Raw genomic sequence first — 26,786 nt, 5'->3', positions numbered from 1 at the left:
AAGGACGGCTATCAGCCCCGGCGCACGAAGGTGAGGTAGCTCGGCACCCGGCCTTCGCGGAAGGCTTTGGCCTCGTAGCGGGTCCCCGGCCAGTCCGGCCAGGCGCGCGTCCAGTCCGAGGCCGTCGCTGCCGGCCAATCGAAATCGGGCGACGCCTCGATGCGCGCCAGCGTCCAGGCAGCGTAGTCGTCGATGTCGGTGGCGAAGCGCAGGGTCGCGCCGGGCTTCAGCACACGGGCGAGCAGGGCGAGCGTCGCCGCCGAGACCAGGCGGCGCTTGCGCTGCCGCCGCTTCGGCCAGGGATCCGGGTAGAGGATGAAGGCCCGGTCGATGGAGCCGGCGGGCAGCCGCGGCAGCAGCTCGGTGGCGTCGGCGTCGTGGACAGCGAGCCGGTCCAGGTCGGCGGCGCCGCTGGCCAGTAGCTTGGCGACGCCGTTGACGAACGGCTCACAGCCGATGAAGCCGACGTCCGGATGGCCGTTCATCTGCGCCGCAAGGTGCTCGCCGCCACCGAAGCCGATCTCGAGCCAGACTTCGCCGACCGGGCGACGGAAGAGCGCGCGCGGCTCGGCGATGTCGTCGGGCGGCGGTCGCAGCCGAGGCAGCACCTCGCTCATCAGCGCTGCCTGGCGGTCGCGCAGGCGGTGGCCCTTGCGGCGGCCATGGAAGGCGCCGGAATGCGACGGGCTGGTGGTCATGGGGCTAACGTCGGTCGTCATGGCCGGGCTTGATCCGGCCATCCATCCACTTGGCAACGGACCCACGCGCCAGCCGTCGATTCATTCGATCGATGGATGGCCGGGTCAAGCCCGGCCATGACGCGCGGCGGCGATGGGCAGCGAGGCGGCGGCAGGCCGAGCCGTGGTCAGCTCGCGGCAGAGCGGATCGCCTCGGCGAGGTCGGTGCGCTCCCACGAGAAGCCGCCGTCCTTCTCCGGCGCGCGGCCGAAGTGGCCGTAGGCCGAGGTGCGCGCGTAGATCGGCAGGTTGAGCGACAGGTGCTGGCGGATGCCGCGGGGCGACAGATCCATCACCTCCATCAGCACCTTTTCCAGCTTCGCCTCGTCGGCCGTGCCGGTGCCGTGCAGGTCGACGTAGAGCGACAGCGGCTTCGACACGCCGATGGCGTAGGAGAGCTGGATGGTGCAGCGGTCGGCGAGCCCCGCCGCGACGACGTTCTTTGCGAGATAGCGCGCGGCGTAGGCGGCGGAGCGGTCGACCTTGGTCGGGTCCTTGCCGGAGAAGGCGCCGCCGCCGTGGGGCGCGGCACCGCCGTAGGTGTCGACGATGATCTTGCGGCCGGTCAGGCCGCTGTCGCCATCGGGGCCGCCGATGACGAACTTGCCGGTGGGATTGACGTGCCAGACCGTGTCCTTGGAGATCCAGCCGTCGGGCAGCGTCTCGCGCACGTAGGGCTCGACGATCGCCTGCACGTCGTGGGAGGTCAGCGTTTCGTCGAGGTGCTGGGTCGACACCACGATCTGAGTCGCGGCAACGGGCTTGCCCTTCTCGTAGCGGACCGTGACCTGGCTCTTGGCGTCGGGGCCGAGCGCGCGGGTCTCGCCGGAGCGCCGGGCCTCCGACATGCGCCGCAGGATCTTGTGGGCGTAGTAGATCGGCGCCGGCATCAGCTCCGGGGTCTCCCGGCAGGCGTAGCCGAACATGATGCCCTGGTCGCCGGCGCCCTCGTCCTTGTTGCCGGCCGAGTCGACGCCGACGGCGATGTCGGCGGACTGGGCGTGCAGAAGCACCTCCACGCGGGCCCGATCCCAGTGGAATCCGTCCTGCTCGTAACCGATATCCTTGATGGCGAGGCGCGCCAGATGCGAGATATAATCGTTCGTCAGAGTGGACGGGCCGCGGACCTCACCGGCGATCACGACGCGATTGGTGGTCGCCAGCGTCTCGCACGCCACCCGGGCCTCCGGGTCGGCGCCGATGAACGCATCGACCACGGTGTCCGAGATCCGATCGCAAACCTTGTCCGGATGACCTTCGGACACGGACTCGCTCGTGAAGAGATAGTCTGCACGGGACACGGGTGACCTCCAGCTGGGCGAGATGCCCTTGCTGCCTATGGCAGGTCTACCGAAAGGTCAAGGTTTCCGTTCGTTTTGACGAACGCCGTGGCTCACTCACGGTCGGCCGCCAGCGCTTCGACCAGCGCCACGATCCGCCGCCTCACCTTCGGATCGGCGATGCGTACGAACGCCCTGTTGAGCTGCAGCCCCTCGGACGTGGACAGGAAGTCGACCACGTATTCCGATCCGGGCGCCTCGGCGAAACCGTTCTCGGTCTCGGCGTTATGTGGAGCTGCGCCTTCGTAGAAGAAGGAGACCGGAACGCCCAGCACCACCGACATCTGGTGGAGGCGGCTCGCCCCGATCCGGTTGGTGCCCTTCTCGTACTTCTGCACCTGCTGGAAGGTGACGCCTAAGGCGTCTCCAAGCTTTTCTTGGCTCATCCCCACCAGCATCCGGCGCATCCGGACGCGACTCCCGACGTGCTGGTCGATGGGATTGCGGGCTCTGCTCAATTCATTCTCCGTCCGCAACGCGTACAGTTTGTTGCTCAGCGTACTGCGCAGCTTCCCGCCTATCTGAAACCGTCCGCGCGAGAAAGCAACATGCTATCAGTATGGCAAATAAGAGATCGCGGTAATGAGAATACGGAGTCGGTACAATCACAGAGGGTAGTGCCGCATCCAAAACCCCCTCCTTACCCAAGGGCAGGGAAGCAACGATACGTCCATATGGATCGATGACCGCAGAGATGCCGGTGTTCGCCGCCCGCACCAGCGGCAGGCCCTCCTCGATGGCCCGCAGCCGTGCCTGGGAAAAGTGCTGATAGGGGCCGGGAGTATCGCCGAACCAAGCGTCGTTGGTCACGTTCAGCAGCAATCCGGGGCGAATGTCGCCCCCCGGCACGACCGCGCCTGGGAAGATCGCCTCGTAGCAGATCAACGGCGCGACCGGCGGCAGGCCCGGCGGGAACATCAGCTCATGTCTCCGCCCAGCGGAAAATCCACCCGGAACGTGGACGAATTGCCGCAGTCCGAGGCCCTGCAGTACATCTCCAAGTGGTAAGTACTCGCCGAACGGGACGAGATGCACCTTGTCGTATGTACCGGTGATCTGACCGTCATCGGCGACAATTTGTAGCGCATTGAAGAAGCGCGTCGCGATCTCACCGGGTAGACGAGGGGCCGCACGGGCCGCACCGGTCAGGAGAATCACCCCTGGCGGCAGCAAGGCCGCGATCTGCGCCCGCGCCTCGTCGTTGCGCGCCAGGATGAACGGGAAGGCCGATTCCGGCCAGATCACGTGGGTCACGCCGCTGGCGCCCGCAGACAAGGCGTGATCGGGCCCGTCGGTCAGCGCCAGGTAATGGCGCATGATCGGTTCGCGGTTGTCGTAGGTGAACTTGCGCGCATCCTGCGCCAGGTTGGGCTGCATGATGCGCAGCTTGACGCCGGCGATGGTGGCGACCGGATCGGCGGGAAGGCGCAGCGTGCCGTAGGCCGCGAGCGCCGCCAGGACGAAGCCCGCCGCGGCCGGCGGCAGCCATGCGCGCCAGAGCCCCCCCACGTCCCCGGCCGTGGCCGGCGCGGCGGCCAGCGCCACGGCGACGACGCTCAGACCGTAGAGCCCGACGACGGAGGCGGCCTGGGCCAGCAGCAAGTGATCGCCGAGCGCCATGCCGAACGCGTTCCAGGGAAAGCCGGTCAGCACGTGGCCGCGGATGTAGTCGCCCAAGCCGAGCGCCGCCGCGAACACCAGCACGCGCGCGGCGCCCGCCGACCAGAGCAGGCGGGCGACCAGGAAGGACAAAGCGGTGAACAGCGCCAGGCCCGCAGGCAGCCCGACGACGCCCAGCGGCAAGGCCCAGGCGAATTCGTCGTTGTCGACCAGGAAGGCGGCGCCGAGCCACCACAGCCCCGCCACGAAGAAGCCGAAGCCGAAGCACCAGCCGAGAAACGCAGCGGCCTTGAGGCCGTCGCGCAGGGGGATGGCTTTCGTCCGCGTGCCGTCGAGGAGCCAGACCGCCCCGGTCATGGCGACGACGAAGGCGGGAAGGACGCCATAGGGCGCCATGGCCAGGGCTGCGAGCGCACCGAGCGCCACGGCCACGGCCGCCCGAGCCCCGCCGCGCAGCTGGCGCAGGCGATCAGCCAGGGCGACCAGCGTCACCGCGAATGGCCCTGCGCCGGTCGTTGCTCAGGTTTGTCGAAGGCTTGGGAGGTGTCGAAGGCTTGAGGCTTGTCCAACGCTTGAGGCTTGTCGAAGGCTTGGGGCTTGTCGAAGGCTTGGGGCGGGCCTTCGGCCGCAGGCTCCTGCCGAGCCTCCGGCCCTTGCGGCGGCTCGGCCGCCGCCGGCGACTGGGGGGCCGCCGGAGCCTTGGGCGGCGCTGGTCCGCGCACCACCGTCGGCACGGCTGCCTCGGCCCGGCCACGCTCGGGACCGGTCGCCGCGCCGCCCTCGTCCGGCTGGTCGCGGCGGGACGAGCGGCGGCGCGGCGGCGCCGGAATGGTCGGCGGCCGCTTGTGGATACGCACCCGCTTCAGTCGACGCGGATCGGCGTCCAGCACCTCGAACTCGATGTTGTCCCGGCCCGGGATCAGCTCGCCCCGGGTCGGCACGCGGCCGGCCAGCAGCACGATCAGGCCGCCGACCGTGTCGATCTCGTCGGCGGTCTCTTCGGTGGTGAGCTCGGCGCCCAGGGCCCGGGACACCTCCTCGAGGTCGGCCCGCGCGTTGGCGACGAAGCTGCCATCCTCGCTCTGGGCGATCATCGGCCCCTGCTCGAGGTCATGCTCGTCCTCGATATCGCCGACGATCAGCTCGACCACGTCTTCCATGGACACCAGCCCGTCGGTACCGCCGTACTCGTCGATGACCAGCGCCATGTGCGTGCGGCTCGCCTGCATGCGGACCAGCAGATCGAGCGCCGGCATCGACGGCGGGACGAACAGCACCGGCCGCAGGATATTGGCGTCCGACAGGGGCAGCGAGAGATCGATGCCGGCCAGCGTCGGCAGGTATTTCGCCGGCCGGTTGGCCCGGCGGATCGGCCCCGCCTCGGCCCGTCCGGCCAGGAAATCGAGAAAGTCGCGGATGTGCACCATGCCGCGCGGGTCATCGAGGGTCTCGCCGTAGACCGGCAGCCGCGAGTGGCCGGCGGTGCGGAAGACGTTGAGCACCTCGCCCAGGCCCGACTGCTCCTGCACGGCGATGATGTCGGCGCGCGGCACCATGGCGTCGTAGACGCGCCGCTCGTGCAACGACAGCACGTTGCGCAGCAGGGTGCGCTCCTTGGCCGTGAACTCGGCCGTCGGCGCGTTGTGCGCCAGCGCGTCCTCCAGGTCATGGCGGATCGAGGCGCTGTTGCGATGCTTGACGATAGAGAGCAGGCGCTCGAACCAGCGCACACCGTCGCCTGATCCGTTCGAGTCGGATGACCCCGCGGTGCGCGGACTTCGATCCTCGTTCATCGTGCTAGCGGGCTGCCGCCTCCGTCGCCATGTCCGACGCATCCCCATAGGGGTCCGGGATGCCGAGGCCGGCCAGAATGGCGGTCTCCTTGGCTTCCATGACGGCCGCGTCGCCAACCGTCTCGTGATCGTAGCCCAAGAGATGCAAGACGCCGTGAACGACGAGGTGCGTCAGGTGGTGGGCCAGCGGCTTGCCCTCGGCGTCCGCTTCCGCGCGCAGCGTTTCGAAGGCCAGGGCCAGGTCGCCGCAATGGGCCGCGTCGGCGAGCGTCTCCGGCGCCGCGGCCGGGAAGGAGAGGACATTGGTCGGCTTGTCGAAGCCGCGCCAGTCCCGGTTCAGCGTGCGCAGCGTGGCGTCGTCGGCGAGCAGGACGCTGAGCTCCGCCTCGGCCGCCACCGGCGTCGAGCCGGCGGCTATGGCCGCGTCGACGGCACGCTCGACGAGCGCGTCCGCATCCGCCAGTCCCGCCCACAGCGGGCTTTCGTGCACGATGTCGACGATCGGGCTCACGCGCGGCTGCCTTGCGGCGGCACTGCCGCCGCCTCGTAGGCCTGCACGATACGACGAACCAGGTCGTGGCGCACGACATCGCCTTCGCGGAAGACCACGTGGCCGATGCCCTCGACGCCCTTGAGGATCGATACCGCCTGCACCAGGCCGGACTGTTGGCCCGGCGGCAGGTCGATCTGGGAGGGATCGCCGGTGACGATCATGCGCGAGCCTTCGCCCAGGCGCGTGAGGAACATCTTCATCTGCATGGTCGTGCAGTTCTGCGCCTCATCGAGCAGAACCGCAGCCTTGGTCAGCGTGCGGCCACGCATGAACGCCAAGGGTGCGATTTCGATCATGCCCGTGGACAATCCCCGCTCGACGTGGCGGGCCTCCATGAAATCGTAGAGCGCATCGTAGACCGGACGCAAGTACGGGTCGACCTTGTCGCGCAGATCGCCCGGCAGAAATCCCAGGCGCTCACCCGCCTCCACCGCCGGCCGCGACAGCACCAGGCGCTCGACGACCCCCTGCTCGAGCAGCGACACCGCGTGGCCGACCGCAAGCCAGGTCTTGCCGGTGCCGGCGGGGCCCTCGGCGATCACCAGCTCGTGGCGCTGCAGGGCGCGGATATAGGTGTCCTGCGCCATGTTGCGCGCCCGCACGCCGCCGCGCTTGCGCGTGACGACCTGCTCGAAGCTCGGCGTCCGATCGGGCTTGGCCTCGGCCGGAAACAGGTTGCCCTGCAGGGCGATCTCCTGGATCGCCCCGTCGATGTCGCCGAGCGAGATGGTGCCGCCCGAGCGCACGCGGTCGTACAGCGTCTCCACCACCCGGCGAGCCTTGTCGGTCGCGTCCATCGGACCCTTGATGACGACATGGTTGCCGTTGGCATTGGCCATGACGCCGAGCCGCCGCTCGATATGGGCAAGGTTCTGATCGTAGTGGCCGAAGACGATGCTGGCGAGGCCGTTGTCGTCCAGACTGAGCATCACCTCGGCGTCGTCGGAAGCTTGCGAAAGGGAGATCGAGGGGCGCCCCCGGACCGGGCGCGGCACGCGTGTGTCTCCTCTCAAGCGGGCTTCCTCCTCATGCGGCATCGGCGCTCCTGTGGGGCGATTCGACGACGGGCGCACGACGGTCCCCGTCGTGGTCCCCGGCGCCGGCGTCCGTGCGACCCGGCAGACGCCCGAGCAGGCTGCCCGGGTTGGCCGCAACGATGGCAACCGCGACAATGTCGCCGACCGCCGCCGCGCCGGCCTCGAAATGGACGCCTTGCAGGTACGGCGACTTGCCGGCCAGCTGGCCGGGATGCCGGCCCGGGCGCTCGACCAGCACGTCGAGCGTGCGGCCCACCATGGTGCGGTTGAACGCCTCGCGGTCGCGCTCCAGGCGCGCCTGCAGCTCCGCCAGCCGCGCCGCCTTGACCGCCTCCGGCACCTGCTCGCCGAGCTCGGCCGCGGGCGTGCCGGGCCGGACGCTGTACTTGAAGGAGAAGGCGCCGGCGAAGCCGACGTCGTCGACGAGGCGGAGCGTCGCGGCGAACTCCGCGTCGGTCTCGCCGGGAAAGCCCACGATGAAGTCCGACGACAGCGCGATATCGGGCCGCGCCGCCCGGATGCGGTCGATCAGCCGGCGGTAGTCGTCGGCCGTGTGGCGGCGGTTCATGGCGGCCAGGATGCGGTCCGATCCCGCCTGTACCGGCAGGTGCAGGTAGGGCATCAGCGCCGGCAGATCGCCGTGGGCGGCGATCAGGTCGTCGTCCATGTCGCGCGGATGGCTCGTGGTGTAGCGCAGCCGGGCGATGCCCTCGATCCGCGCCAGCCGGGCGAGCAGGCGGCCGAGCGTCCACGTCCGCCCGTCCGGGCCTTCGCCGTGATAGGCGTTGACGTTCTGCCCCAGCAGCGTGAGCTCCCGGACGCCGGCGTCCGCCAGCCGCTCGGCCTCGGTGACGATCGCGGCGACCGGACGCGACACCTCCGCCCCCCGGGTGTAGGGCACGACGCAGAAGGTGCAGAACTTGTCGCAGCCCTCCTGCACGGTGAGGAAGGCGGTGACGCCGCGGCCGCGGATGGCGGCGCGGTCGCGCGCCGGCAGGTGGCCGAACTTGTCGTCCAGCGGAAAGTCGGTGTCGAGCGCCGGCCCGGCCGGGCCGGCCTGGTCCAGCAGCTGCGGCAGCCGGTGATAGCTCTGCGGCCCGACCACCACGTCGACGACCGGTGCGCGCCTGGCGATCTCGGCGCCCTCGGCCTGCGCCACGCAGCCGGCGACGACGACGCGCGTGTCGCGGCCCGCAGCCGCCCGCTCGGCCTTCAGCTCGCGGACGCGGCCGAGCTCCGAATAGACCTTCTCGACCGCCTTTTCACGGATATGGCAGGTGTTGAGGACGACCAGATCGGCCTCCTCGATCCGCGCCGTCTCGACATAACCCTGCTTGGCCAGCACGTCCGCCATGCGCTCGGCATCGTAGACGTTCATCTGGCAACCGTAGGATTTAACGTGAACCTTCTTCACGCGCAGCAATGGGCCTCGGTTGGGGACGGCGTGCGTCCAAAATCGTGATTCCCCGCGACTGAGGGGGCGGCGCAGGTTCACTCAAGCCGTAGCGCCGTTGCCGACAATAGGGAAGCGGCAATTCCACCTCGCCGCTCGATCTTTCGACGCCGGATCAGCGCTCCCCCGCGAGCTGCCCGCGCAAAGCGGTCCGGCACGCGTCGCGCACATCGAGCTCTGCCGAGCGGGTCGCCGCCTTGCGGTCCACGCCCGCGGTGAAGGCGATCGGCGCGCCGAAGCCGACGACCACGTCGAACGGGCCGCCCCTGAGCACCCCCATCAGATGGGGAGCGAGATCCATATCGCCATACCAGGCGATGTCGGCGCGCTCGTTGCGGCCCAGCGGCAGGCCGTTGCGGGCGACGTAGGCGATGCTCATCGGCTGCAACAGGATGCGCGCCCCGCCCGGGCCGGCGATGGTGTCGCGGGCAGCCCCCACCAGCGCCGAGCGGAACGGCAGCACGCGCACGCCGTCGCCCGTCGTGCCCTCGCCGAACAGCACCATCGCCTCGCCGCCGGCCAGGCGGGCGGCGATGGCCGAATTGACGTCGGCGGTGGCGCTGCGCTTGGCGCGGTCGACGAACACCGAGCGCTGCAGCTTGGCGAACAGCCCGAACAACGGCCAGCTCGCCACCTCCGACTTGGCGATGAACGAGACCGGCATGATGCTCGAGACGACGGTGATGTCAGCCCAGGAGACGTGGTTCGAGACGATCAGCGTCGGTTGCCCGTGCGGCGGCTCGCCGTGCACTACAACGCGGATGCCCAGGATGGCGCAGACGAGGCGATGGAAGACCACGGGCAGGCGGCGCGGCGTGCGGACCAGGCCGAGCTTCAGCGCCGTCCATTGCAACGGGATGCCGACGACGGTGATCAGCCCGAGCGCGGCGATCTTCAGATAGACGCGGGGGGGCTGCACGGGCCCTCAGTGCGCGTCGTCGTCGACGGGCTGGTCGTCGTCGAGCGGCACGGCGAACAGGTCGAGCCGATGGTGCACCAGCCGGTAGCCGAGCTGCTTGGCGATCTCCGCCTGCAGCCGCTCGATCTCGCCCGACTGGAACTCGATGACCTCGCCCGTGCGGATGTTGATGAGATGGTCGTGGTGGGCGCGGGCGGCGCGCTCGTAGCGGGCGCGGCCGTCGCCGAACTCATGGCGGGCGATGATGCCCTGGTCTTCCAGCAGCTTGACCGTGCGGTAGACGGTGGAGAGCGAGATGCGGTCGTCGAGCGCCGCCGCACGGCGATGCAGCTCCTCCACGTCCGGGTGGTCCGCCGCTTCGCCGAGGACGCGGGCGATGGTCCGCCGCTGGCCCGTCATGCGCAGGCCCTTGGCCTCGCAGGCGCGTTCGATGCCGGCTGTTCTGCGCGAGGCTTTGGCCTCTGCCACGGTCGATCTCCCGAACCCCTCTCCGGCGTGAGTTATAGGCTGTCGAGGAGCCCGTGCAAGCCTCGGCCGAGATTCGCGGACCGGAACACCGTTCCGACCCGGGACAACCGGCCAACGCGTTGAGATGATGCGGGATTTCCAAGCCCGCCCGGTGGATGGAGCGCGGCCGTCCGGCCGAGGCGCGGCCTCGCCCGGCCGCATCCCCCGCCTCAGTGGATGAAGATCACGGTGAGGGCGAGGAACAGCGGAATGAGGATGCCGCACGACCAGAGCAGATAGCCGAAGAAGCTCGGCATCGGCACGCCGCGTTCGCGCGCGATGGCGTACACCATGAAGTTGGGCGCGTTGCCGATGTAGCTCAGCGCCCCCATGAACACCGATCCCATGGAGATGGCGGCGAGCGTCATCGCCTGGGTGGTCATCAGCTTGGCCGGGTCGCCGCCGGCGAGCTCGAAGAACACCAGATAGGTGGGGGCATTGTCGAGCATGGCGGACAGGGCGCCGGTCAGCCAGAAATAGGCGACGTTGTTGGGCTCGCCGCCCGGGCCGGTAACCAGGGCGACCAGCGGCGACAGGATGCCGTCGGGGCCGGCCTGCAGGATGGCGATCACCGGGATGATGCAGGCGAAGATGCCGGCGAAGAGCTTCGCCACCTCGCTCAGGGGTGCCCAGCTGAAGCCGTTCTTGTTGCGGTGCTCGCGCGGAGTGAGCCAGAGCGACAGCAGGCCGAAGGCGACGAGCAACGCGTCGCGCGCCAGGTTCTCCAGCTTGAGCTCGGAGCCCGCGATGGAGAAGGAGATGCCGGGCTTCCACAGGCCGCTGAGCAGAATCGCGCCGATGATGCCGATGAGCAGCGGAATGTTGGCGAAGCCCACCAGCCGCAGGCGCGAATCGGGCGTCGGGTCGGACAGCGGCGGCCGCGTGTCGTCGATGGCGAAGTAGTGGCGGTCGAGCACCGCGAACACGACGAGGAGCACCCCCACCAGGAACAGCGTCTCCAGCTTGAGATGGCTCGCCGTCCAGAAGAAGTCGACGCCGCGCAGGAAGCCCAGGAACAGGGGCGGATCGCCGAGCGGGGTGAGTGAGCCGCCGATGTTCGACACCAGGAAGATGAAGAAGATGACGACATGGGCGCGGTGGCGCCGGTTGTCGTTGGCCCGCAGCAGCGGGCGGATCAGGATCATCGACGCGCCGGTCGTGCCGATCAGGCTGGCGAGCACGGTGCCCGCGAACAGGATGCCGACGTTGAGCCGGGTGGAGCCGTGCGGATTGCCGACGATGAGCAGCCCGCCCGCCGTCGTGAACAGCGCGAACAGCAGCAGGATGAACGGCAGATATTCCAACAGCGCCGCATGCGCGAGCGCATGGAGCGTGACCTCCGTCCCATGCGCGACGGCGAGAGGCACGATGGCGAGCAGGGCCCAGAAGGCCGCGACCTTGCCCTGGTGGCGCTCCCAGGCGTGATGCGCGACGAGCGGGCCGAGCGCGATCGACGCGAGGATTCCGGCAAACGGCAGGATCCAGCCGATGCCGAGGGCGGCGCCGTCCAATCCCTGCGCGGCGAAGGCCTGGGTCGGCGCTGCCGACAGCAGGATTCCGATCGACAGGCTCGCGGACATGCGCATGGGCTGTTCACCTTTTTCCGCCGCATCGGCCGGGCCTGTCTAAACGCCGCCGGCGGCGGGCGAAAGACAGTGATGGGCTTCCCATGACGGCCGGCGCGGGCCATGCTCCAGCCACGATCGCCGCTTGGCGCGCTGGAAGCGCCTCTGGCAGGAGGGCAGCCTTGCACCGTCGTGACGTGCTGGCCGGCATGGCCACGCTCGGCGCCGCCGCGGCGGGGTACGGCGTCGCCCGCGCCGATGCGCCCGTGGTCGTCGGCTCCAAGATCGATACGGAAGGTGCCGTGCTGGGCAGCCTGATCGTCGCGGTGCTGCGGCGCGCGAACATCCCGGTCGTCGCCCGCCTCCAGCTCGGGCCGACGAGCATCGTCCGCAGCGCGCTCCTCGGTGGCGAGATCGACCTCTACCCGGAGTACACCGGCAACGGCGCCTTCTTCTTCCAGCGCCAGGACGCGCCGGCGTGGCGCAACGCCGAGGCCGGCTACCGTCTGGTGGCCGAGCTCGACCGCGCCAACGGCATCGTCTGGCTGCCGCCGGCGCCCGCCGACAACACCTGGGCCATCGCCGTGCGCCAGGATGTGGCGGCGGCCAACGGGCTCGTCAGCATGGTGGACTTCGCCCGCTGGCTGTCGAGCGCCGCGGGCCCGGCCGAGGTCATGCTGGCGGCATCCGCGGAGTTCGTCGACAGCCCCGCTGGGCTGTCCTCGTTCGAGCGCGTCTATCGGTTCACCATCCCGGCCCGACGGATGCTGGTGCTGTTCGGCGGCGACACCTCGGTGATGATCCGCGCCGCCGCGCAGCGCATCAACGGCGTCAATGCGGCGATGGTCTACACCACCGACGGCGGCATCGGCGTGGCCGGGCTGGTGAGCCTGTCGGATCCCGAGCATGCGCAGATCGTCTACGCCCCTGCGCCGGTCGTCCGCGCCGCGACGCTGGCCCGCTATCCCGCCATCGCGACGAGCCTTGCGCCGCTGTTCAAGACGCTCGACATGGAGGCGCTGCGCGGGCTGAACGCCGCGGTCGCGGTGGAGGGCTGGCCGGCCGAGCAGGTGGCGAACGCGTATCTGGCGCGGATCGGGCTCGCCGGATGACGGCCGCGCCCGCGATGCCGCCGGCCGTCGACGGCGCCCGGCTCACCGCCGCGCCGGCCGCCCCCGTCGTCGCGGTGACCGCGGCCGCGGCCATGGCCGGGCTGCTGGCGGCGGCGTTCGTCTCGCAGGCGCCCAACCGCCTGGTGGCCGGCGAGCCGCTCGGGCTGTTCGCCGCGGCCGGAAGCCCGGGCGCCGTGCTCCTGCTCGTCCTCGTCGGCGCGCTCGGCGCCAGCGCCTGGGCCTCCGGGCGACTGGCCGCCGCAGCGAGCGCCACGCTGGCGACGGCCGCCCTGCTGCTGGTGCTCGTGCTGGCCGGCCTCGCGGCCGCGCGGCTCGGCGCCGGCCAGCCGCCGTTCGCGCGCACCGCGCTGGCCGCCGGCGCCTGGATCGCGCTGGTGGCGCTGGGGCTGGCGCTGGCCAATGCGCTGCCGCGGCTGCCGCCGGTGCCGGCGGCGGCCGTGCTTGCGGCCGGGCTGGGCTGCGGCGGCGTCGCTGCCTACGCCGGCGTCCTCGATCAATTGTCCGTGGTGAAGGAGTTCCTGGCCCGGCGCCAGGAGTTCTGGCCCCACGTCGGCCAGCACCTCGCCATCGCCGCCGGCGGCCTGCTGCCGGCGTTGCTGGTGGGCCCGCCGCTGGGGCTCCTGGCCCGCTCCGGCAGCGCCCTCGCCGGCTGGATCGACGGCGTGCTCGGGACCATCCAGGTGGTGCCGGCGATCGCGCTCTTCGCCCTGCTGATGACGCCGCTGACGCTCCTCGCCCAGGCGGTGCCGCCGCTGCGCGGCTGGGGCGTCGCCGGCATCGGCGCCGCCCCGGCGGTGATCGGGCTCGCGCTCTATCTGCTGCTGCCGATCGCGCGCTCGGTCGCCGCCGGCCTCGACGGGGTCGATCCGCGCACCGTCGACGCCGCCCGCGGTATGGGCTTCCGCCCCTGGCGCCGGCTGCTCGCCATCGAGCTCCCCATCGCCCTACCCGTCATCGTCGCCGGCGTGCGCATCGCCAGCGTCCAGGCCCTCGGGCTCGCCACCCTGGCGGCGCTGGTCGGCGGCGGCGGCCTGGGCGACTACGTGTTCCAGGGCATGGGCCAGTTCGCCGTCGACCTGGTGCTGCTCGGCGTCATCCCCATCGCCGTGCTGACCGCCGTCGCCGACGGCGCCTTCCGGCTCATCGACGCGCGCTGGGGCGGGACGCGGCGATGAACCATCCCGCCGGCCCCTCCCGCCAGGCCCTGTCCCCGGTGGCGGGGGTGCGCGCGGAAAGCGTCGCGGGGTTGTTCCTCATGCTCAAGGGCTACCGCATCCTGGCCCGCCGCTACCGGGCCGGCGGCGGCGAGATCGACCTGGTCGCCGCGCGCGGCGGTACCATCGCGTTCGTCGAGGTCAAGGCGCGCGGCTCGATCGCTTTGGCCGAGGAAGCGATCACCGCGGACAAGCGGCGCCGGCTGGCGCGGGCGGTCCGCCATTGGCTCAGCCGCAACCCGTGGGCGGCTGGACGGACCCTGCGCTGCGACGCGGTGTTCCTGGGCCGCGGCGCGTGGCCTCGCCACGTGCCGGACGTCGTGACGCTGACGCTCGATTGAATCGACGGCTTGACCCGCCCGTCCATCGACTCAATGAGTCAAACCATCCACCAGAGCGTGTCGCGATTGGGTGGTCTCACCCAATCGCGACACGCTCCAGATTCAAGCCGTTATGAGCATTTCTCTGCCATTGGATGATCCCATCCCATGGCGAAACGCTCTAGCAGGAAAGACGCGAGCCATGGTCCTGAGCGTTGCGGTCCAGATGGATCCGATCGAGCGCATCAACATCGCCGGCGATTCGACCTTCGCGCTGCTGCTCGAGGCGCAGCGGCGCGGCCATCGTCTCCGCTACTACACGCCCGACCAGCTCTCCATGCGCGACGGCATCGTCTCCGCCGTCGTGCGGCCGCTCGAGGTGCGCGACGTCGCGGGCGACCACTTCACCCTGGGGGCGCCGGAGCGGATCCCCCTCACCGAGCTCGACGTGGTGCTTATGCGCCAGGATCCGCCGTTCGACCTCGGCTACATCACCGCCACGCATCTGCTCGAGCGGGTGCATCCGCGGGTTCTCGTCGTCAACAACCCCGCCGAGGTGCGCAACGCGCCCGAAAAGCTCTTCGTCACACACTTCCCGCAGCTGATGCCGCCGACGCTGATCACCCGCGACAAGGCCGCCATCGAGGCGTTCCGCCGCGAGGTCGGCGTCGTCGTCATGAAGCCGCTGCACGGCCACGGCGGCGCGGCCGTCCTGCGCGTCACCGAGAACGACCCCAATTTCGGCTCGATCTTCGACCTGTTCGCCACCACCTTCCGCGAGCCATGGGTGGTGCAGCAGTTCCTGCCGGCGGTCGCCCAGGGCGACAAGCGCATCATCCTGGTCGACGGCGAGCCGCTCGGCGCCGTCAACCGGGTGCCGGCCGAGAACGATATCCGCTCCAACATGGTGCGTGGCGGCGCCGCCAACGCCACCGAGCTGACCGAGCGGGAGCGCGAGATCTGCGCGACGATCGGGCCGGCTTTGCGGGAGCGCGGGCTCGTCTTCGTCGGCATCGACGTGATCGACGGCTACCTGACCGAGATCAACGTGACCTCGCCGACCGGCATCCGGGCCGTCAAGCGCGTCGGCGGCCCCGATCTCGCCGTGGCGATCTGGGACAGCATCGAGGCGAAACGGGCTTAGAACGCCGTCATGGCCGGGCTCGACCCGGCCATTCCTCCGCTGAGGAACGTGCCGGTCCGCTGGCCCTGCCGAGCTGGAGTTTTTCCTGTATCGATAGATGGCCGGGTCAAGCCCGGCCATGACGCGGGAGGCACAGGTGCGATGCTTTGACAACGCCAGGGAACTGGGCGCGCACGTGGCGGAGAGCCGCCGCGTCAAATCGGTATGATGGTTGCAACGCATATTCTCGTCATCGCGTCGGCGCTCCCGCCGGGCGAGTCGTCACAGCCCCATTCGGATTGCCTGGATTGACCGAGCTCCTAGCCGAACCCGAGTTCCAGCTCGACAACGCCATCGCCGACCTGGAGCGGCGCTGCGCCGGCGATCACGCGGCGCTGCGGGCGGGCCTGGTCACGCTCATGCGCGAGACGCTGGACCGGGGCCGCCAGGGCGCCCGGGACTGGCTCGACCTGGAGCGCGACGGCATCGTCTGCGCGCACCGCCTGTCGGACCTGATGGACCAGGTGCTGCAGGGCATCTACCGCGTCCTGGCGACGCACATCTATCCCGTCAACAACCCCTCGACCAGCGAGCGGCTCACCCTGGTCGCCACCGGCGGCTACGGCCGCGGCACGATGGCGCCGGGCTCCGACGTCGATCTCCTGTTCCTGTTTCCCTACAAGGCGACGGCCTGGGGCGAAAGCATCGTCGAGGCGATCCTCTACGTGCTCTGGGACCTGAAGCTGAAGGTCGGCCACGCCACCCGCTCGGTCGACGAGTGCATCCGCGAGGCCCGCGCCGATCTCACCATCCGCACCGCGCTGCTGGAATCGCGCCGCATCCTCGGTGACGAGGCGTTGTTCGCCGAGCTGATGGCCCGCTTCGACAAGGACGTGGTGCAGGGCACGGCGCCGACCTTCGTCGAGGAGAAGCTCGCCGAGCGCGAACTCCGGTTGCGCCAGGCCGGCACCGCCTCGCGCTACGTCGTCGAGCCCAACGTCAAGGAGGGCAAGGGCGGCCTGCGCGACCTCAACACGCTGTTCTGGATCGCCAAGTACGTCTACCGGGTGAACGATGCCCGCGAGCTGGTGGCGGCCGGCCTGTTCACGGCGGAGGAATACGCGCGCTTCAACGTCTGCGAGGAGTTCCTCTGGCGCGTGCGCTGCCACATGCATTTCATCACCGGCCGGGCCGAGGAGCGGCTGTCCTTCGATCTGCAGCGCCTCGTCGCCGAGAAGCTGGGCTATGCCGCCCATGGCGGGCTGTCCGGCGTCGAGCGCTTCATGAAGCGCTATTTCCTCGTCGCCAAGGACGTGGGCGACCTGACCGCCATCGTCTGCGCCGCGCTGGAGGCCCGGCACGCCAAGAAGGCGCCGATGCTCAACCGCTTCGTGCGGCGGCTGCGGCCCGGCGCGCAGCTCCGCTCCGACGATTTCGCGCTGGTCTCGGACCGCATCACCATCAAGTCGCCCGACGTCTTCCAGAAGGACCCGGTCAACCTGATCCGCCTGTTCTGGCTCGCCGACCAGCACGACAAGGCGATCCATCCGGACGCGAGCCGGCTGGTCACCCGCTCGCTCGGGCTGGTCAACCGCACCCTGCGCGAGAACGCGGACGCCAACCGCCTGTTCATGGACATCCTGACCTCGCGCCATTCGCCCGAGGTGGTGCTCAGGCGCATGAACGAGACGGGCGTGCTCGGCCGCTTTGTCACCGAGTTCGGCCGCGTCGTCGCGATGATGCAGTTCAACATGTACCACCACTATACGGTGGACGAGCACCTGCTGCGCGCCATCGGCGTGCTGGCGGAGATCGACGGCGGCCGGGTCGAGGCCGAGCATCCGGTCGCCAACAAGCTCATCCGCAACATCCAGAACCGGCGGGCGCTCTACGTCGCGCTGTTTCTGCACGATATCGCCAAGGGCCGCACCGAAGACCACTCGATCGCCGGCGCCCGCATCGCCCGCCGGCTCGGGCCGCGCTTCGGCCTCAGCGGCGACGAGACCGAGCTCGTCGCCTGGCTGGTCGAGCATCATCTGCTGATGTCCATGGTGGCGCAGAGCCGCGACCTCTCCGATCCGCGCACCATCGAGACCTTCGCCGGCGTCGTGCAGACCGTGGAACGGCTGAAGCTGCTGCTCATCCTCACCGTCGCCGACATCAAGGCGGTCGGTCCGGGCGTCTGGAACGGCTGGAAAGGGGAGCTGCTGCGGACGCTCTACTTCGAAACCGAGGCCTTCATCACCGGCGGCCATGGCGTGGCCGCGCGCGGGGAGCGCATCCGCGTGGCCCAGGAGGCGCTGCGCGAGGCGCTGACCGGCTGGACCCCCGAGGCGTTCGAGGCCTATGCGGCGCGCCACTATCCGGCCTACTGGCTGAAGGTCGACCTCGGCCGCAAGGTCAAGCAGGCGGAGTTCATCAGGGCGTCCGAGGCCGCCGGCCGCACCACGTCGACCATGGTCGAGACGGACCACTTCCGCGGCGTCACCGAGCTCACGGTGATGGCGCCGGACCATCCGCGCCTGCTCGCCATCGCCACCGGGGCATGCGCGGCGGCGGGCGGCAACATCGTCGACGCCCAGATCTTCACCACCGCCGACGGCCTGGCGCTCGATACCCTGTTCATCTCGCGGGCCTTCGCGGCCGACGACGACGAGATGCGCCGGGGCGAGCGCATCGCCAAGGCCATGGAGCGGGCGCTGAAGGGCGAGGTCAAGATCGCCGACCTGGTCGCCGCCAAGCGCTCCGGCGGCCGCACCAAGCCCTTCCACGTGGCGCCGGAGGTGCAGGTCGACAACACGCTGTCGAGCCGCGAGACGGTGCTGGAGGTATCCGGCCTGGATCGGACCGGACTGCTCTATGATCTGACCACGGCGATCGGCCGGCTGAACCTCAACATCTCGTCCGCCCACATCGTGACGTTCGGCGAACGGGCCGTGGACACCTTCTACGTCACCGATCTGACCGGCGCCAAAGTGACGTCCGCCGCGCGGCAGAACGCCATCCGCCGGGCCCTGCTCGACGTCCTGCGCAGCGACGAGGAGGAGGCCAAACGCACCGCGAGCCGTTAGGCCGTCTGCGTCAATGCCTTGATTTTTCGGTATCAGGGGCTGATATGGCTGGGAATTCGCCCCCCATTTGCTGAACCCAGCACCATCAGACTGACGCCATGAACCAGAAGCCGAACGACCACGAGGCCGCCGGCCCCGACATCATCAGCCAGGACAACGGCATGCAGCCCGAAACGCCCGCCGCCGACGAGCAGCAGCCCGCACGCGATCCGGGCGACGTGATCGAAGCCCTGGCGGCGGAGAACACGGAGCTCAAGGACAAGGTGCTGCGCACCCTGGCCGACATGGAGAACCTGCGCCGCCGCACCGAGCGCGAGGTCGGTGACGCCAAGGCCTACGGGGTCACCAGCTTCGCTCGCGACGTGCTGTCCGTAGTGGACAACATCGCTCGCGCGCTCGAGGCCATTCCCGCCGATGCGCGCGGCCACGCCGATGCGCCCCTCAAGAGCTTCGTCGAAGGCATCGAGCTCACCGAGCGCGATCTGATCAAGACCCTGGAGCGCCACGGGGTGAAGCGGATCTCGCCGCAGGGCGAGCGCTTCGATCCGCATCGCCATCAGGCCATGTTCGAGCTGCCGGACACGTCAGTGCCGAACGGCACGGTGGTGCAGGTGGTGCAGCCCGGCTTCATCATCGGCGAGCGCGTGCTGCGTCCGGCCCTCGTCGGCGTGTCCAAGGGCGGCGCCAAGCCGGCCGCGCAGCCGGCCGGCGGCGAGGCCGACGAAGGCTGAGTCTGGCGAAGCCGCCAGTTCGTGCGCGTCATGGGCGGGCTTGACCCGGCCATCCATCGCAGCAGCCAATGTCAGCCCGACAGGGCTGGCTCAATGGTGCGTTTCCCGGTGGATGGATGGCCGGATCAAGTCCGGCCATGACGTTGCAGGGTATTCGCCCAACCCCTGAGCCTATCCGCCGGCCAGCTCGGCGCGGGCGTAGTCGGTGGCGGTCTTGTAGTCGGCCTTGCCATTGGCGGCCCGCAGCGGGCGGGCGGCGACCAGCACGCGCTTGGGCGTCTTGTAGCCCGCCAGGGCCTGCCGCACGTGCCTGCGCAGCGCGTCCTCGTCCAGCGCCCCGCCGGGAGCGAGCTCGATCACGGCGGTGACCGCCTGCCCCCAGGTGGCGTCGGGCACGCCGACGACCAGCGCGTCCTCGACGGCGGGATGCGTCTTCAGCACCTCCTCGACCTCCTCCGGGAAGACCTTCTCGCCGGCCGTGTTGATGCAGACGCTGCCGCGGCCCAGCAGCGTGATCGAGCCGTCCGCCTCCACCAGGCAGAAGTCGCCGGGCATCGAATAGCGGACGCCACCGACGGTGCGGAAGGTCCGCTCCGTCTTGGCTTCGTCGTTGTAGTAGCCGAGCGGGTTGGGCGGGCCGACGGCAACCATCCCCGCCACGCCCGATCCGGGCTGCACCGGCCAGTCGTTCTCGTCGAACACCCGGCAGCGCTCGTCGACCATGAACTTGGCGGTCGGCACCTCGCCGTCGGCCGTCATCATCGATAGGCCCATGCCGATCGCCTCCGACGAGCCGAAGCTGTCGCTGAGCACGGCCTGCGGCATGTGGCGCAGCAAGCCGCGCTTGACCTCGACGCTCCACATCACGCCGGACGAGATCATGCCGACGACGCTCGTCAGGTCGTAGCGGCCTGGTGCCGCATCGAGCGCATGCAGCAGCGGACGGGCGAAGGCGTCACCGACGAGCGACAGGGTGTCGGGCCTGTGCCGGTCGATCGCCTCCAGCATCTCCACCGCGTCGAAGGAGGGGTGATTGAGCGTGATGACGCAGCCGCCGGCCGTGTGAGCGGCAAGCGCCGTCAAGAGGCCGGTGCCGTGCATCAGCGGCGGCGCAGGCAAGGTGCGTGAGCCGGGCGTCTGCCGCACGGCCTCGATCGTCGCCTCCAGCGTTTCGGGCACCGGCCCGAGCTTGCGGGCCGACCACAGTCCCATCTCGCGCAGGTCGTGGTGCCGCCACATCACGCCCTTCGGCATGCCGGTCGTGCCGCCCGTGTAGATGAACAGCAGATCGTCGGGCGAGCGTGGAATGCGCAGCGGCGCGCCGTCGCCGCGGCCGACCAGATCGTCGTAGCTGGCGGCGAAGTCGGCGACGCGGTCGTCGTCCCCCACCTCGACGAACAGCTTGACCTTGGTGAGCCTGGGCCGCAGCTCGGCCACCGTGGCCCGGAACTCGGCGCCGTAGACCACGACGGTCGCGTCGGAGTTGTCGAAGATGTAGAACACCTCGTCGGGCGTATAGCGGTAGTTGATGTTCACATGCGTCAGCCGCGCCTTGTAGCAGGCCGCCACCGTCTCGATGTATTCGGGCCGGTTACGCATGTAGAAGGCGACTTTGTCGCCGGCGACGGCGCCCGCGGCGAGGAGCGCGCGGGCGAGGTTGTTCGAGCGCCGGCCCGTCTCGCCCCAGGTGATCAGGCGGTCACCATGGATGAAGGCGGGCGCCTCGGGCGCGAGCACGGGCTCGATCCCGTCGAGGATGTCTCCAAAGTTCCAGCCCACGTCTCTCTCCCTTCTCGCTCGCCCCTGTCATGCGGGGCGGCGTCGTTGGTCGGCCGGATCTCACGCCCGGTTTCCACTTCGGTGGAACATGTTCTAACAAGCTTCGGCGAAAAACCCATGGACGAAGCACAAGACGGAGGACACGCCATGTCGATCGATTTCGAGATTCCACCGGAGGCCAAGGCCGTCCGCGAGCGGGTGCGGCAGTGGGTGCAGGACGAATGCAAGCCCGCCGAGCAGAAGCTCAAGGACGGCGCCGACTTCAAGACGACGCTGGCCGAGCTGCGCTCCAAGGCGCGCGCCCAGGGCCTGTGGAACCCCTTCGTGCCGGTGGAATACGGCGGCATGGGGCTGGGCCCGCTGGCCAACGCCCTGGTGCAGATGGAGCTCGGCGACAGCCACCTGGGCGCGCTGTCGATGAACACGCAGGGTCCGGATGACGCCACCATCATGACCCTGATGGCCTACGGCACCGACCACCAGAAGGAGAAATACCTCAAGCCGCTGCTGAACGGCGAGAAGCGCATCTGCTACTCGATGACCGAGAAGGCGGCCGGCGCCGACGCCACCGGCATGAAGACCACGGCAGTGAAGGACGGCAAGGGCAACTACGTGCTCAACGGCGAGAAGTGGTTCTCGTCGGCGGCCAGCGCGGCCGACATCGCGCTCGTCATGGCGCTGACCAACCCGGAGGCGTCGCGCCGCAACCGGCACTCGACCTTCATCGTCGAGCTGCCCAACCCCGGCTACCAGATCCTGCGCGACATCGACACCATGGCGATCCACGGGCCGTTCGCCCGCGAGATGGGCCACGGCCACTGCGAGGTCAAGATCGACAACCTGGTGGTGCCGGAGGCGAACCTGCTGGGTGGCGAGGGCAACGGCTTCAACATGGGCCAGCACCGCCTGGCCTACGGGCGCCTGCGCCACGGCATGCACAACGTCGCCATGGCCCAGCGCGCCCTCGACCTCGCCACGGCCCATGTCATCCAGCGCGAGACGTTCGGCCAGAAGCTCGCCGACCGCCAGGGCGTGCAGTGGATGCTCGCTGATTGCGCCGCCGAGCTCTACAAGGCCCGGCTGATGCTGCTGCACATCGCCTACAAGGCGGAAAAGGGCCTGGACCTCCGCCAGGAGAACTCCATCGCCAAGGTGTTCCTGGCCAACATGGTGCACAAGGTGGTCGACACGTCCTTGCAGCTGCACGGCGCGCTCGGCTTCAGCCTCGATACGCCGCTGGCCGCCTGGTACACCAGCATCCGCATGCAGCGCCTGGTGGACGGGCCGGACGAGGTGCACCGCTGGATCACCGGCCGCAACGTCATCAAGGCCTACGAGGAATACGGCACCACCGCCTCGGCGGCAGGCGGCGATTTGCTCTGATCGAGCATGATCCTCCCGAGGGGCCTGTCGCCCCTCGGGATCTTGCGCGGGTTGCGTTTTCGCCAAATATGGCTATGTTTATGGTCATATTTGGAAGCCGCAGATGACCGTCTACAGTGTCGCCGATGCAAAGAGTAGCTTGCCACGGTTGATCGACCGCGCCCTGCAAGGGGAGGAGGTGGTCATCTCGCGGCATGGGAAAGCCATTGCCGAATTGCGGCCGATCGTGCAGGGCGGTCGAAAGGCGACCCCCGCCACCTATGCTTGGCTGAAAGCCCGGCGTCGGGGCCGGAAGGCCATAGGCCTGACGTCCGTCGATTTGCTGGAACAAATGTACGAAAATCCGGAAACGTGACGGCCTACCTCGACGCCAGCGTGATCCTGCCCACCTTGATCGAAGAAGCTGGAAGTGCAGCGGTCGATCGCTTCATGACCGAGTTCGACGAGCCCTTGGTGATCAGCGAGTTTGCAGCCGCGGAAGTTGCGTCGGCGCTATCGCGACTGGTTCGAACGGGGGCCCTGGACCATCCCGACGCGGCGGCGCGGCTTGCGGACTTCGACGCCTGGCGCGCGGCGTCCGCGGAAGACCTGGACCTGCAGGCGTCTGACGCCCGACTGGCCAACATCTTCGTCCGGCGCTTCGACCTGATGTTGCGCGCGCCGGATGCCCTTCACGCCGCCGCGTGCCGGCGCGAGGATCTTCTGCTGGTGACGATGGATAAGCGGCTGGCTGCAGCGGCCGAGGAACTCGGCGTTCGCGTTCAATTGCTTGCGCCGGAAGCCCTTTGATTCCTCACCCGATCAGACCGTGACCTGGGTGCCCACCTCGACGACGCGGCCGGTCGGGATCTGGAAGAAGTCGGTGGCGTCGCTGGCGTTCTTGGCGAGCGCGATGAACAGCTTGTCCTGCCACAGCGGCATGCCCGAGTCGGCCGCCGGCCTGATCGAGCGCCGGGACAGGAAGAACGACGTCGACATGATGTCGAACTTGAGCCCTTGCTTGCGCAGGATGGCGAGCCCGCGCGGCACGTTGGGCGTCTCCATGTAGCCGAAGTTCATCTCCACTCGCCAGAAGCCGTCGCCGAGCGGCTCGGGGACGACGCGCTCGTCGTCGCCGACGCGCGGCCTGTCGAGGGCGCGGATGGTGAGAATGATGTTCTTCTCGTGCAGCACCTTGTTGTGCTTCAGGTTGTGCAGCATGGCCGAGGGCGCCGTTTCCGGATCGCTGGTCAGGAATACGGCCGTGCCCTTGACTCGGTGGGGCGGGCTCTTGGCCAGCATCTGCACCAGCTCGGCCAGCGGCACGTCGGTGCGGCGCGTCTTGTTGAACAGGATCTCGCTGCCCTTGACCCAGGTCCACATCATCACGATGAGCAGGCCCGCCATCATCAGCGGCACGTAGCCGCCGGTGAGCAGCTTGGCGAAGGTCGAGCTGAAGAAGGCGAGGTCGACGATGATGAGCGGCGTCATCAGCGCCAGCGTCGCGGCGAGCGACCAGCGCCAGCCCTTCCAGATCACCACGACGGCGAGCAGCGCATCGACGGTCATGGCGCCGAACACCGAGATGCCATAGGCGTGGGCGAGCGCGCTCGACGAGCCGAACGAGGCGACCAGCAGGATGACGCCGAGCAGCAGGATGAAGTTGATGCGCGGCAGGTAGATCTGGCCCGAGTGCTCGGCCGACGTGAAGCGGATGGCGAGGCGCGGGATCAGGCCCAGCTGGATCGCCTGGCGCGTCAGCGAGAAGGCACCGGTGATGACGGACTGGCTGGCGATGATGGTCGCTGCGGTCGCCAGAATCACCAGCGGCAACAGCAGCCATTGCGGCGCGAGACGATAGAACGGGTTCTCGATGGCGGCCGGGTCGGCGAGCACCAGGGCGCCCTGGCCGAGGTAGTTCAGCATCAGCGCCGGGAAGACGTAGCCGAACCAGGCGCTGCGGATCGGCGTGCGGCCGAAGTGACCGAGGTCGGCGTAGAGCGCCTCGGCGCCGGTGACCGACAGGCAGACGGCGCCGAGCACGGCGAGGCTCAGGCCCGGATGGTCGGCGAAGAAGAGCACGGCATGGTGGGGTGAGATCGCCCACAGCACGTCCGGGTTCTTGACCACCTCGGCCAGCCCGAGCAGGCCCATGCTGCCGAACCAGAGCCCCATGACGGGGCCGAACAGCGCGCCGACCCGCCCCGACCCGTGCGTCTGGACCGCGAACAGGGCGATGAGAATGACGATGGTGATGGCGACGATGTAGTGGTCGAGCGCCGGCGTGATCAGCTTGACGCCCTCGACCGCCGAGAGCACGGAGATCGCCGGCGTGATCATGGCGTCGCCGAAGAACAGCGCCGCGCCCGCCGCGCCGAGGAACAGGATGGCGTGGCGCCACCGGCCCGCCAGGGCCCGCTGGGCGAGCGCCACCAGGGTGAGCGTGCCGCCTTCGCCGTTGTTGTCGGCCCGCAGCAGCACCAGCACGTACTTGCAGGTCACGATGATGGTCAGCGACCACAGGATGAGCGACAGCGAGCCGATCACCGTGCTGCGGGTCAGCGACCCGTCGCCGTGGCTGAGCACCACGTTTACCGTCTCGCGGAAGGCGTAGAGCGGGCTCGTGCCGATGTCGCCGTAGACGACGCCGAGGGAGCCGATCACCAGGGGCCAGAAGCCGATCTTCGGGGCAGGAGCCTCGAGGGCAGCCGGCGACACGTCGGCGGTGTCGGCCTGCTGAAGCGTTCGGTCGGATGCCATGTGAGGTGCCGGCTCGATGGGATCGATTGCTTGATCTGGTCGCTAGGCTGCGTCCCGCAAGCTCGTACGCGGGCCGTCCGGACGCGGCCCCTGCGGCCAGGATTGCGAGCATGCGATCCGGCCGCCCGGCCCCCCGAGCCTCATGGACGTACCACAGCTCTGCAACGGAAAGATAGACGCGTCCGATGCTCGCGTGCGGCGGACCCAAAAGCGGCCCCGGCCTTGGGCAAATCCGATGCAAAGTCAAGGATCTGGAGCGGCAGCCCCGATTCCGCCGGAGCCGCCGCGGCGCTAGAGCATTTCGCCATTGGATGGACCCATCCAATGGCGAAATACCCATAACCTTTTGAATCTGGAGCGTTTCTCATGCGATTGGGTGAGTCCACCCAATCGCGAAGCGCTCTAGGCGGCCGCGCCGAAGCGGCGCTCGATATAGGCCTCGACCATGCCGCGGAAGTCGGCGGCGATCTGCTGCCCGCGCAGGGTCGCGACCTTTTGACCGTCGACGAACACCGGCGCCGACGGGCTTTCCCCGGTGCCGGGCAGCGAGATGCCGATGTCGGCGTGCTTGGACTCGCCCGGACCGTTGACGATACAGCCCATGATGGCGACGTTCAGCGTCTCGACCCCGGGATAGCGCTCGCGCCAGGCCGGCATGGAGGTGATGATCCAGTCCTGGATATCCCGGGCGAGCTCCTGGAACACCGTGGACGTGGTGCGGCCGCAGCCGGGACAGGCGGCGACCAGCGGCACGAAGGTGCGGAAGCCCATGGTCTGCAACAGCTCCTGGGCGGTGCGCACCTCCAGCGAGCGGTCGCCGCCGGGCTCCGGCGTCAGCGAATAACGGATGGTGTCGCCGATCCCCTCCTGCAGCAGGATGCCGATGGCAGCCGAGGAGGCGACGATGCCCTTCGAGCCCATGCCCGCCTCGGTGAGGCCCAGGTGGATGGCGTAGTCGGCGCGGCGGGCGAGCTCCCGGTAGACGGCGATCAGGTCCTGCACCGCCGAGACCTTCGCCGACAGGATGATCCGGTCACGCCCGAGGCCGATCTCCTCGGCCCGCGCCGCCGACAGCAGGGCGGACTGGATCATCGCCTCACGGGTGATGGCGCGCGCGTCGAGCGGCGCGGCCGAACGCGCGTTCCCGTCCATCAGCGCGGTCAAGAGCTCCTGGTCGAGCGAGCCCCAGTTGGCGCCGATGCGCACCGGCTTGTCGTAGCGCAGCGCCATCTCGATGATGGCGCTGAACTGGCGGTCCTTCTTGTCCTTGAAGCCGACGTTGCCGGGATTGATGCGGTACTTGGCCAGCGCCTCGGCGCAGGCCGGATGGTCGGCGAGCAGCTTGTGGCCGATGTAGTGGAAGTCGCCGACGAGCGGCACCTCGATGCCGATGCGGGCGAGCCGGTCGCGGATGAACGGCACCGCCCGCGCCGCCTCGTCGCGATCCACCGTGATGCGCACCAGCTCCGAGCCGGTCTGGGCCAGCGCCGCCACCTGCCGCACCGTGGCGTCCACGTCGGCGGTGTCGGTATTGGTCATCGACTGGACGACGATCGGCGCGCCGCCGCCGACCGTCACCTGGCCGACGCGCACGGGCACGGTGCGGCGGCGCGGGCTCGGCCCGGCGAGCGCCGCCGGCTCCAGGCAGGGCGTCGCCGCTTCGGCGTTGCGCGCGGCCTCATCGCGAGGCGCGGCGGCGGGAACTTGAACCGCAAGGTTCATGGCGATCTCTCTCCATCACGACGCGGCCGGCGCCAGCGTGACTTGAC

Annotated in this window: 23 protein-coding genes; 9 read left to right on the top strand and 14 right to left on the bottom strand. The window is 69.4% G+C overall.

What is annotated here, in order from left to right:
• Positions 1-11: 11 nt before the first annotated feature.
• The 11 genes from trmB to ACZ5PO_RS08910 all read right to left on the bottom strand — a co-directional run bounded on the left by trmB (position 12) and on the right by ACZ5PO_RS08910 (position 11,545).
• Complete coding sequence (gene trmB, locus ACZ5PO_RS08960) at positions 12-719, bottom strand: tRNA (guanine(46)-N(7))-methyltransferase TrmB (RefSeq protein WP_464192433.1); 708 nt, start codon at positions 717-719, stop codon at positions 12-14.
• A 146-nt stretch (positions 720-865) separates the two neighbouring features.
• The gene (gene metK / locus ACZ5PO_RS08955) at positions 866-2,038 is read right to left on the bottom strand and encodes a methionine adenosyltransferase (RefSeq protein ID WP_464192431.1); all 1,173 of its coding nucleotides are present in this window, start codon (positions 2,036-2,038) and stop codon (positions 866-868) included.
• Positions 2,039-2,130: 92 nt separating this feature from the next.
• On the bottom strand, positions 2,131-2,553 hold the full coding sequence (locus tag ACZ5PO_RS08950; RefSeq protein WP_464192429.1) for a helix-turn-helix domain-containing protein: 423 nt from the start codon (positions 2,551-2,553) through the stop codon (positions 2,131-2,133).
• Positions 2,537-4,189: an apolipoprotein N-acyltransferase gene (gene lnt / locus ACZ5PO_RS08945; protein ID WP_464192427.1), complete on the bottom strand. Its 1,653-nt coding sequence runs from the start codon at positions 4,187-4,189 to the stop codon at positions 2,537-2,539. Before lnt ends, ACZ5PO_RS08950 begins: the two co-directional genes overlap by 17 nt.
• Positions 4,186-5,427 carry a hemolysin family protein gene (locus tag ACZ5PO_RS08940; protein WP_464192425.1) on the bottom strand — a complete coding sequence of 414 codons (1,242 nt, stop codon included), beginning with the start codon at positions 5,425-5,427 and terminating at the stop codon, positions 4,186-4,188. Before ACZ5PO_RS08940 ends, lnt begins: the two co-directional genes overlap by 4 nt.
• 67 nt (positions 5,428-5,494) lie before the next feature.
• Complete coding sequence (gene ybeY / locus ACZ5PO_RS08935) at positions 5,495-6,001, bottom strand: rRNA maturation RNase YbeY (RefSeq protein ID WP_464192423.1); 507 nt, start codon at positions 5,999-6,001, stop codon at positions 5,495-5,497.
• Positions 5,998-7,080 (bottom strand): PhoH family protein, encoded by a 1,083-nt coding sequence (locus tag ACZ5PO_RS08930; RefSeq protein ID WP_464192421.1) that lies wholly within the window; start codon positions 7,078-7,080, stop codon positions 5,998-6,000. The genes ybeY and ACZ5PO_RS08930 overlap by 4 nt, the downstream gene beginning before the upstream one ends.
• Complete coding sequence (gene miaB / locus ACZ5PO_RS08925) at positions 7,070-8,494, bottom strand: tRNA (N6-isopentenyl adenosine(37)-C2)-methylthiotransferase MiaB (RefSeq protein ID WP_464192419.1); 1,425 nt, start codon at positions 8,492-8,494, stop codon at positions 7,070-7,072. The genes ACZ5PO_RS08930 and miaB overlap by 11 nt, the downstream gene beginning before the upstream one ends.
• 154 nt (positions 8,495-8,648) lie before the next feature.
• Positions 8,649-9,452: a lyso-ornithine lipid O-acyltransferase gene (olsA, locus tag ACZ5PO_RS08920; protein ID WP_464192417.1), complete on the bottom strand. Its 804-nt coding sequence runs from the start codon at positions 9,450-9,452 to the stop codon at positions 8,649-8,651.
• 6 nt (positions 9,453-9,458) lie between these two features.
• The gene (locus tag ACZ5PO_RS08915) at positions 9,459-9,851 is read right to left on the bottom strand and encodes a Fur family transcriptional regulator (protein ID WP_464196758.1); all 393 of its coding nucleotides are present in this window, start codon (positions 9,849-9,851) and stop codon (positions 9,459-9,461) included.
• A gap of 278 nt (positions 9,852-10,129) precedes the next feature.
• Positions 10,130-11,545 carry a sodium:proton antiporter gene (locus ACZ5PO_RS08910; RefSeq protein ID WP_464192415.1) on the bottom strand — a complete coding sequence of 472 codons (1,416 nt, stop codon included), beginning with the start codon at positions 11,543-11,545 and terminating at the stop codon, positions 10,130-10,132.
• A gap of 188 nt (positions 11,546-11,733) precedes the next feature.
• On the opposite strand from ACZ5PO_RS08910, the gene ACZ5PO_RS08905 reads away from it, so the two are divergent.
• The 6 genes from ACZ5PO_RS08905 (at position 11,734) to grpE (ending at position 19,116) form a co-directional block, all read left to right on the top strand.
• A complete protein-coding gene (locus ACZ5PO_RS08905) occupies positions 11,734-12,636 on the top strand; it encodes a glycine betaine ABC transporter substrate-binding protein (RefSeq protein ID WP_464196756.1) in 903 nt (300 codons plus the stop codon).
• A complete protein-coding gene (locus ACZ5PO_RS08900) occupies positions 12,633-13,832 on the top strand; it encodes an ABC transporter permease (RefSeq protein WP_464192413.1) in 1,200 nt (399 codons plus the stop codon). The genes ACZ5PO_RS08905 and ACZ5PO_RS08900 overlap by 4 nt, the downstream gene beginning before the upstream one ends.
• Positions 13,829-14,212, top strand: coding sequence for a YraN family protein (locus ACZ5PO_RS08895; RefSeq protein WP_464192411.1), 384 nt, complete (start codon positions 13,829-13,831; stop codon positions 14,210-14,212). The genes ACZ5PO_RS08900 and ACZ5PO_RS08895 overlap by 4 nt, the downstream gene beginning before the upstream one ends.
• Positions 14,213-14,393: 181 nt before the next feature.
• Positions 14,394-15,335, top strand: a complete 942-nt coding sequence (gene gshB, locus ACZ5PO_RS08890) for a glutathione synthase (protein ID WP_464192408.1) — start codon at positions 14,394-14,396, stop codon at positions 15,333-15,335.
• 287 nt (positions 15,336-15,622) lie between these two features.
• On the top strand, positions 15,623-18,385 hold the full coding sequence (locus tag ACZ5PO_RS08885) for a [protein-PII] uridylyltransferase (RefSeq protein ID WP_464192406.1): 2,763 nt from the start codon (positions 15,623-15,625) through the stop codon (positions 18,383-18,385).
• A 98-nt stretch (positions 18,386-18,483) separates the two neighbouring features.
• Entirely contained in the window at positions 18,484-19,116 is a 633-nt protein-coding gene (gene grpE / locus ACZ5PO_RS08880; RefSeq protein WP_464192404.1) for a nucleotide exchange factor GrpE, read from the top strand.
• 171 nt (positions 19,117-19,287) lie between these two features.
• Here grpE and ACZ5PO_RS08875 read toward each other — a convergent pair whose 3' ends face one another.
• Positions 19,288-20,895, bottom strand: a complete 1,608-nt coding sequence (locus tag ACZ5PO_RS08875; protein ID WP_464192402.1) for an acyl-CoA synthetase — start codon at positions 20,893-20,895, stop codon at positions 19,288-19,290.
• Positions 20,896-21,042: 147 nt separating this feature from the next.
• Between ACZ5PO_RS08875 and ACZ5PO_RS08870 the strand changes: the two genes are divergently transcribed.
• From ACZ5PO_RS08870 to ACZ5PO_RS08860, 3 genes are all read left to right on the top strand, one after another.
• Entirely contained in the window at positions 21,043-22,278 is a 1,236-nt protein-coding gene (locus tag ACZ5PO_RS08870; protein WP_464192399.1) for an acyl-CoA dehydrogenase family protein, read from the top strand.
• Positions 22,279-22,381: 103 nt separating this feature from the next.
• Positions 22,382-22,633: a type II toxin-antitoxin system Phd/YefM family antitoxin gene (locus ACZ5PO_RS08865; protein ID WP_464192397.1), complete on the top strand. Its 252-nt coding sequence runs from the start codon at positions 22,382-22,384 to the stop codon at positions 22,631-22,633.
• Entirely contained in the window at positions 22,630-23,067 is a 438-nt protein-coding gene (locus tag ACZ5PO_RS08860) for a type II toxin-antitoxin system VapC family toxin (protein ID WP_464192395.1), read from the top strand. Before ACZ5PO_RS08865 ends, ACZ5PO_RS08860 begins: the two co-directional genes overlap by 4 nt.
• A 12-nt stretch (positions 23,068-23,079) precedes the next feature.
• Here the strand turns inward: ACZ5PO_RS08860 and ACZ5PO_RS08855 are convergent, their stop codons facing one another.
• Both ACZ5PO_RS08855 and ispG read right to left on the bottom strand, forming a co-directional pair.
• Positions 23,080-25,017: a potassium transporter Kup gene (locus tag ACZ5PO_RS08855; RefSeq protein ID WP_464192393.1), complete on the bottom strand. Its 1,938-nt coding sequence runs from the start codon at positions 25,015-25,017 to the stop codon at positions 23,080-23,082.
• Between the two features lie 402 nt (positions 25,018-25,419).
• Positions 25,420-26,739, bottom strand: a complete 1,320-nt coding sequence (ispG, locus tag ACZ5PO_RS08850; protein WP_464192391.1) for a flavodoxin-dependent (E)-4-hydroxy-3-methylbut-2-enyl-diphosphate synthase — start codon at positions 26,737-26,739, stop codon at positions 25,420-25,422.
• Between the last annotated feature and the right edge of the window lie 47 nt (positions 26,740-26,786).

Source organism: Chelatococcus sp. KU-N122 (assembly GCF_055391085.1).
The sequence above is the reverse complement of the archived record's forward strand: the minus strand, read 5'-3'. Positions and strand labels throughout refer to the sequence as shown.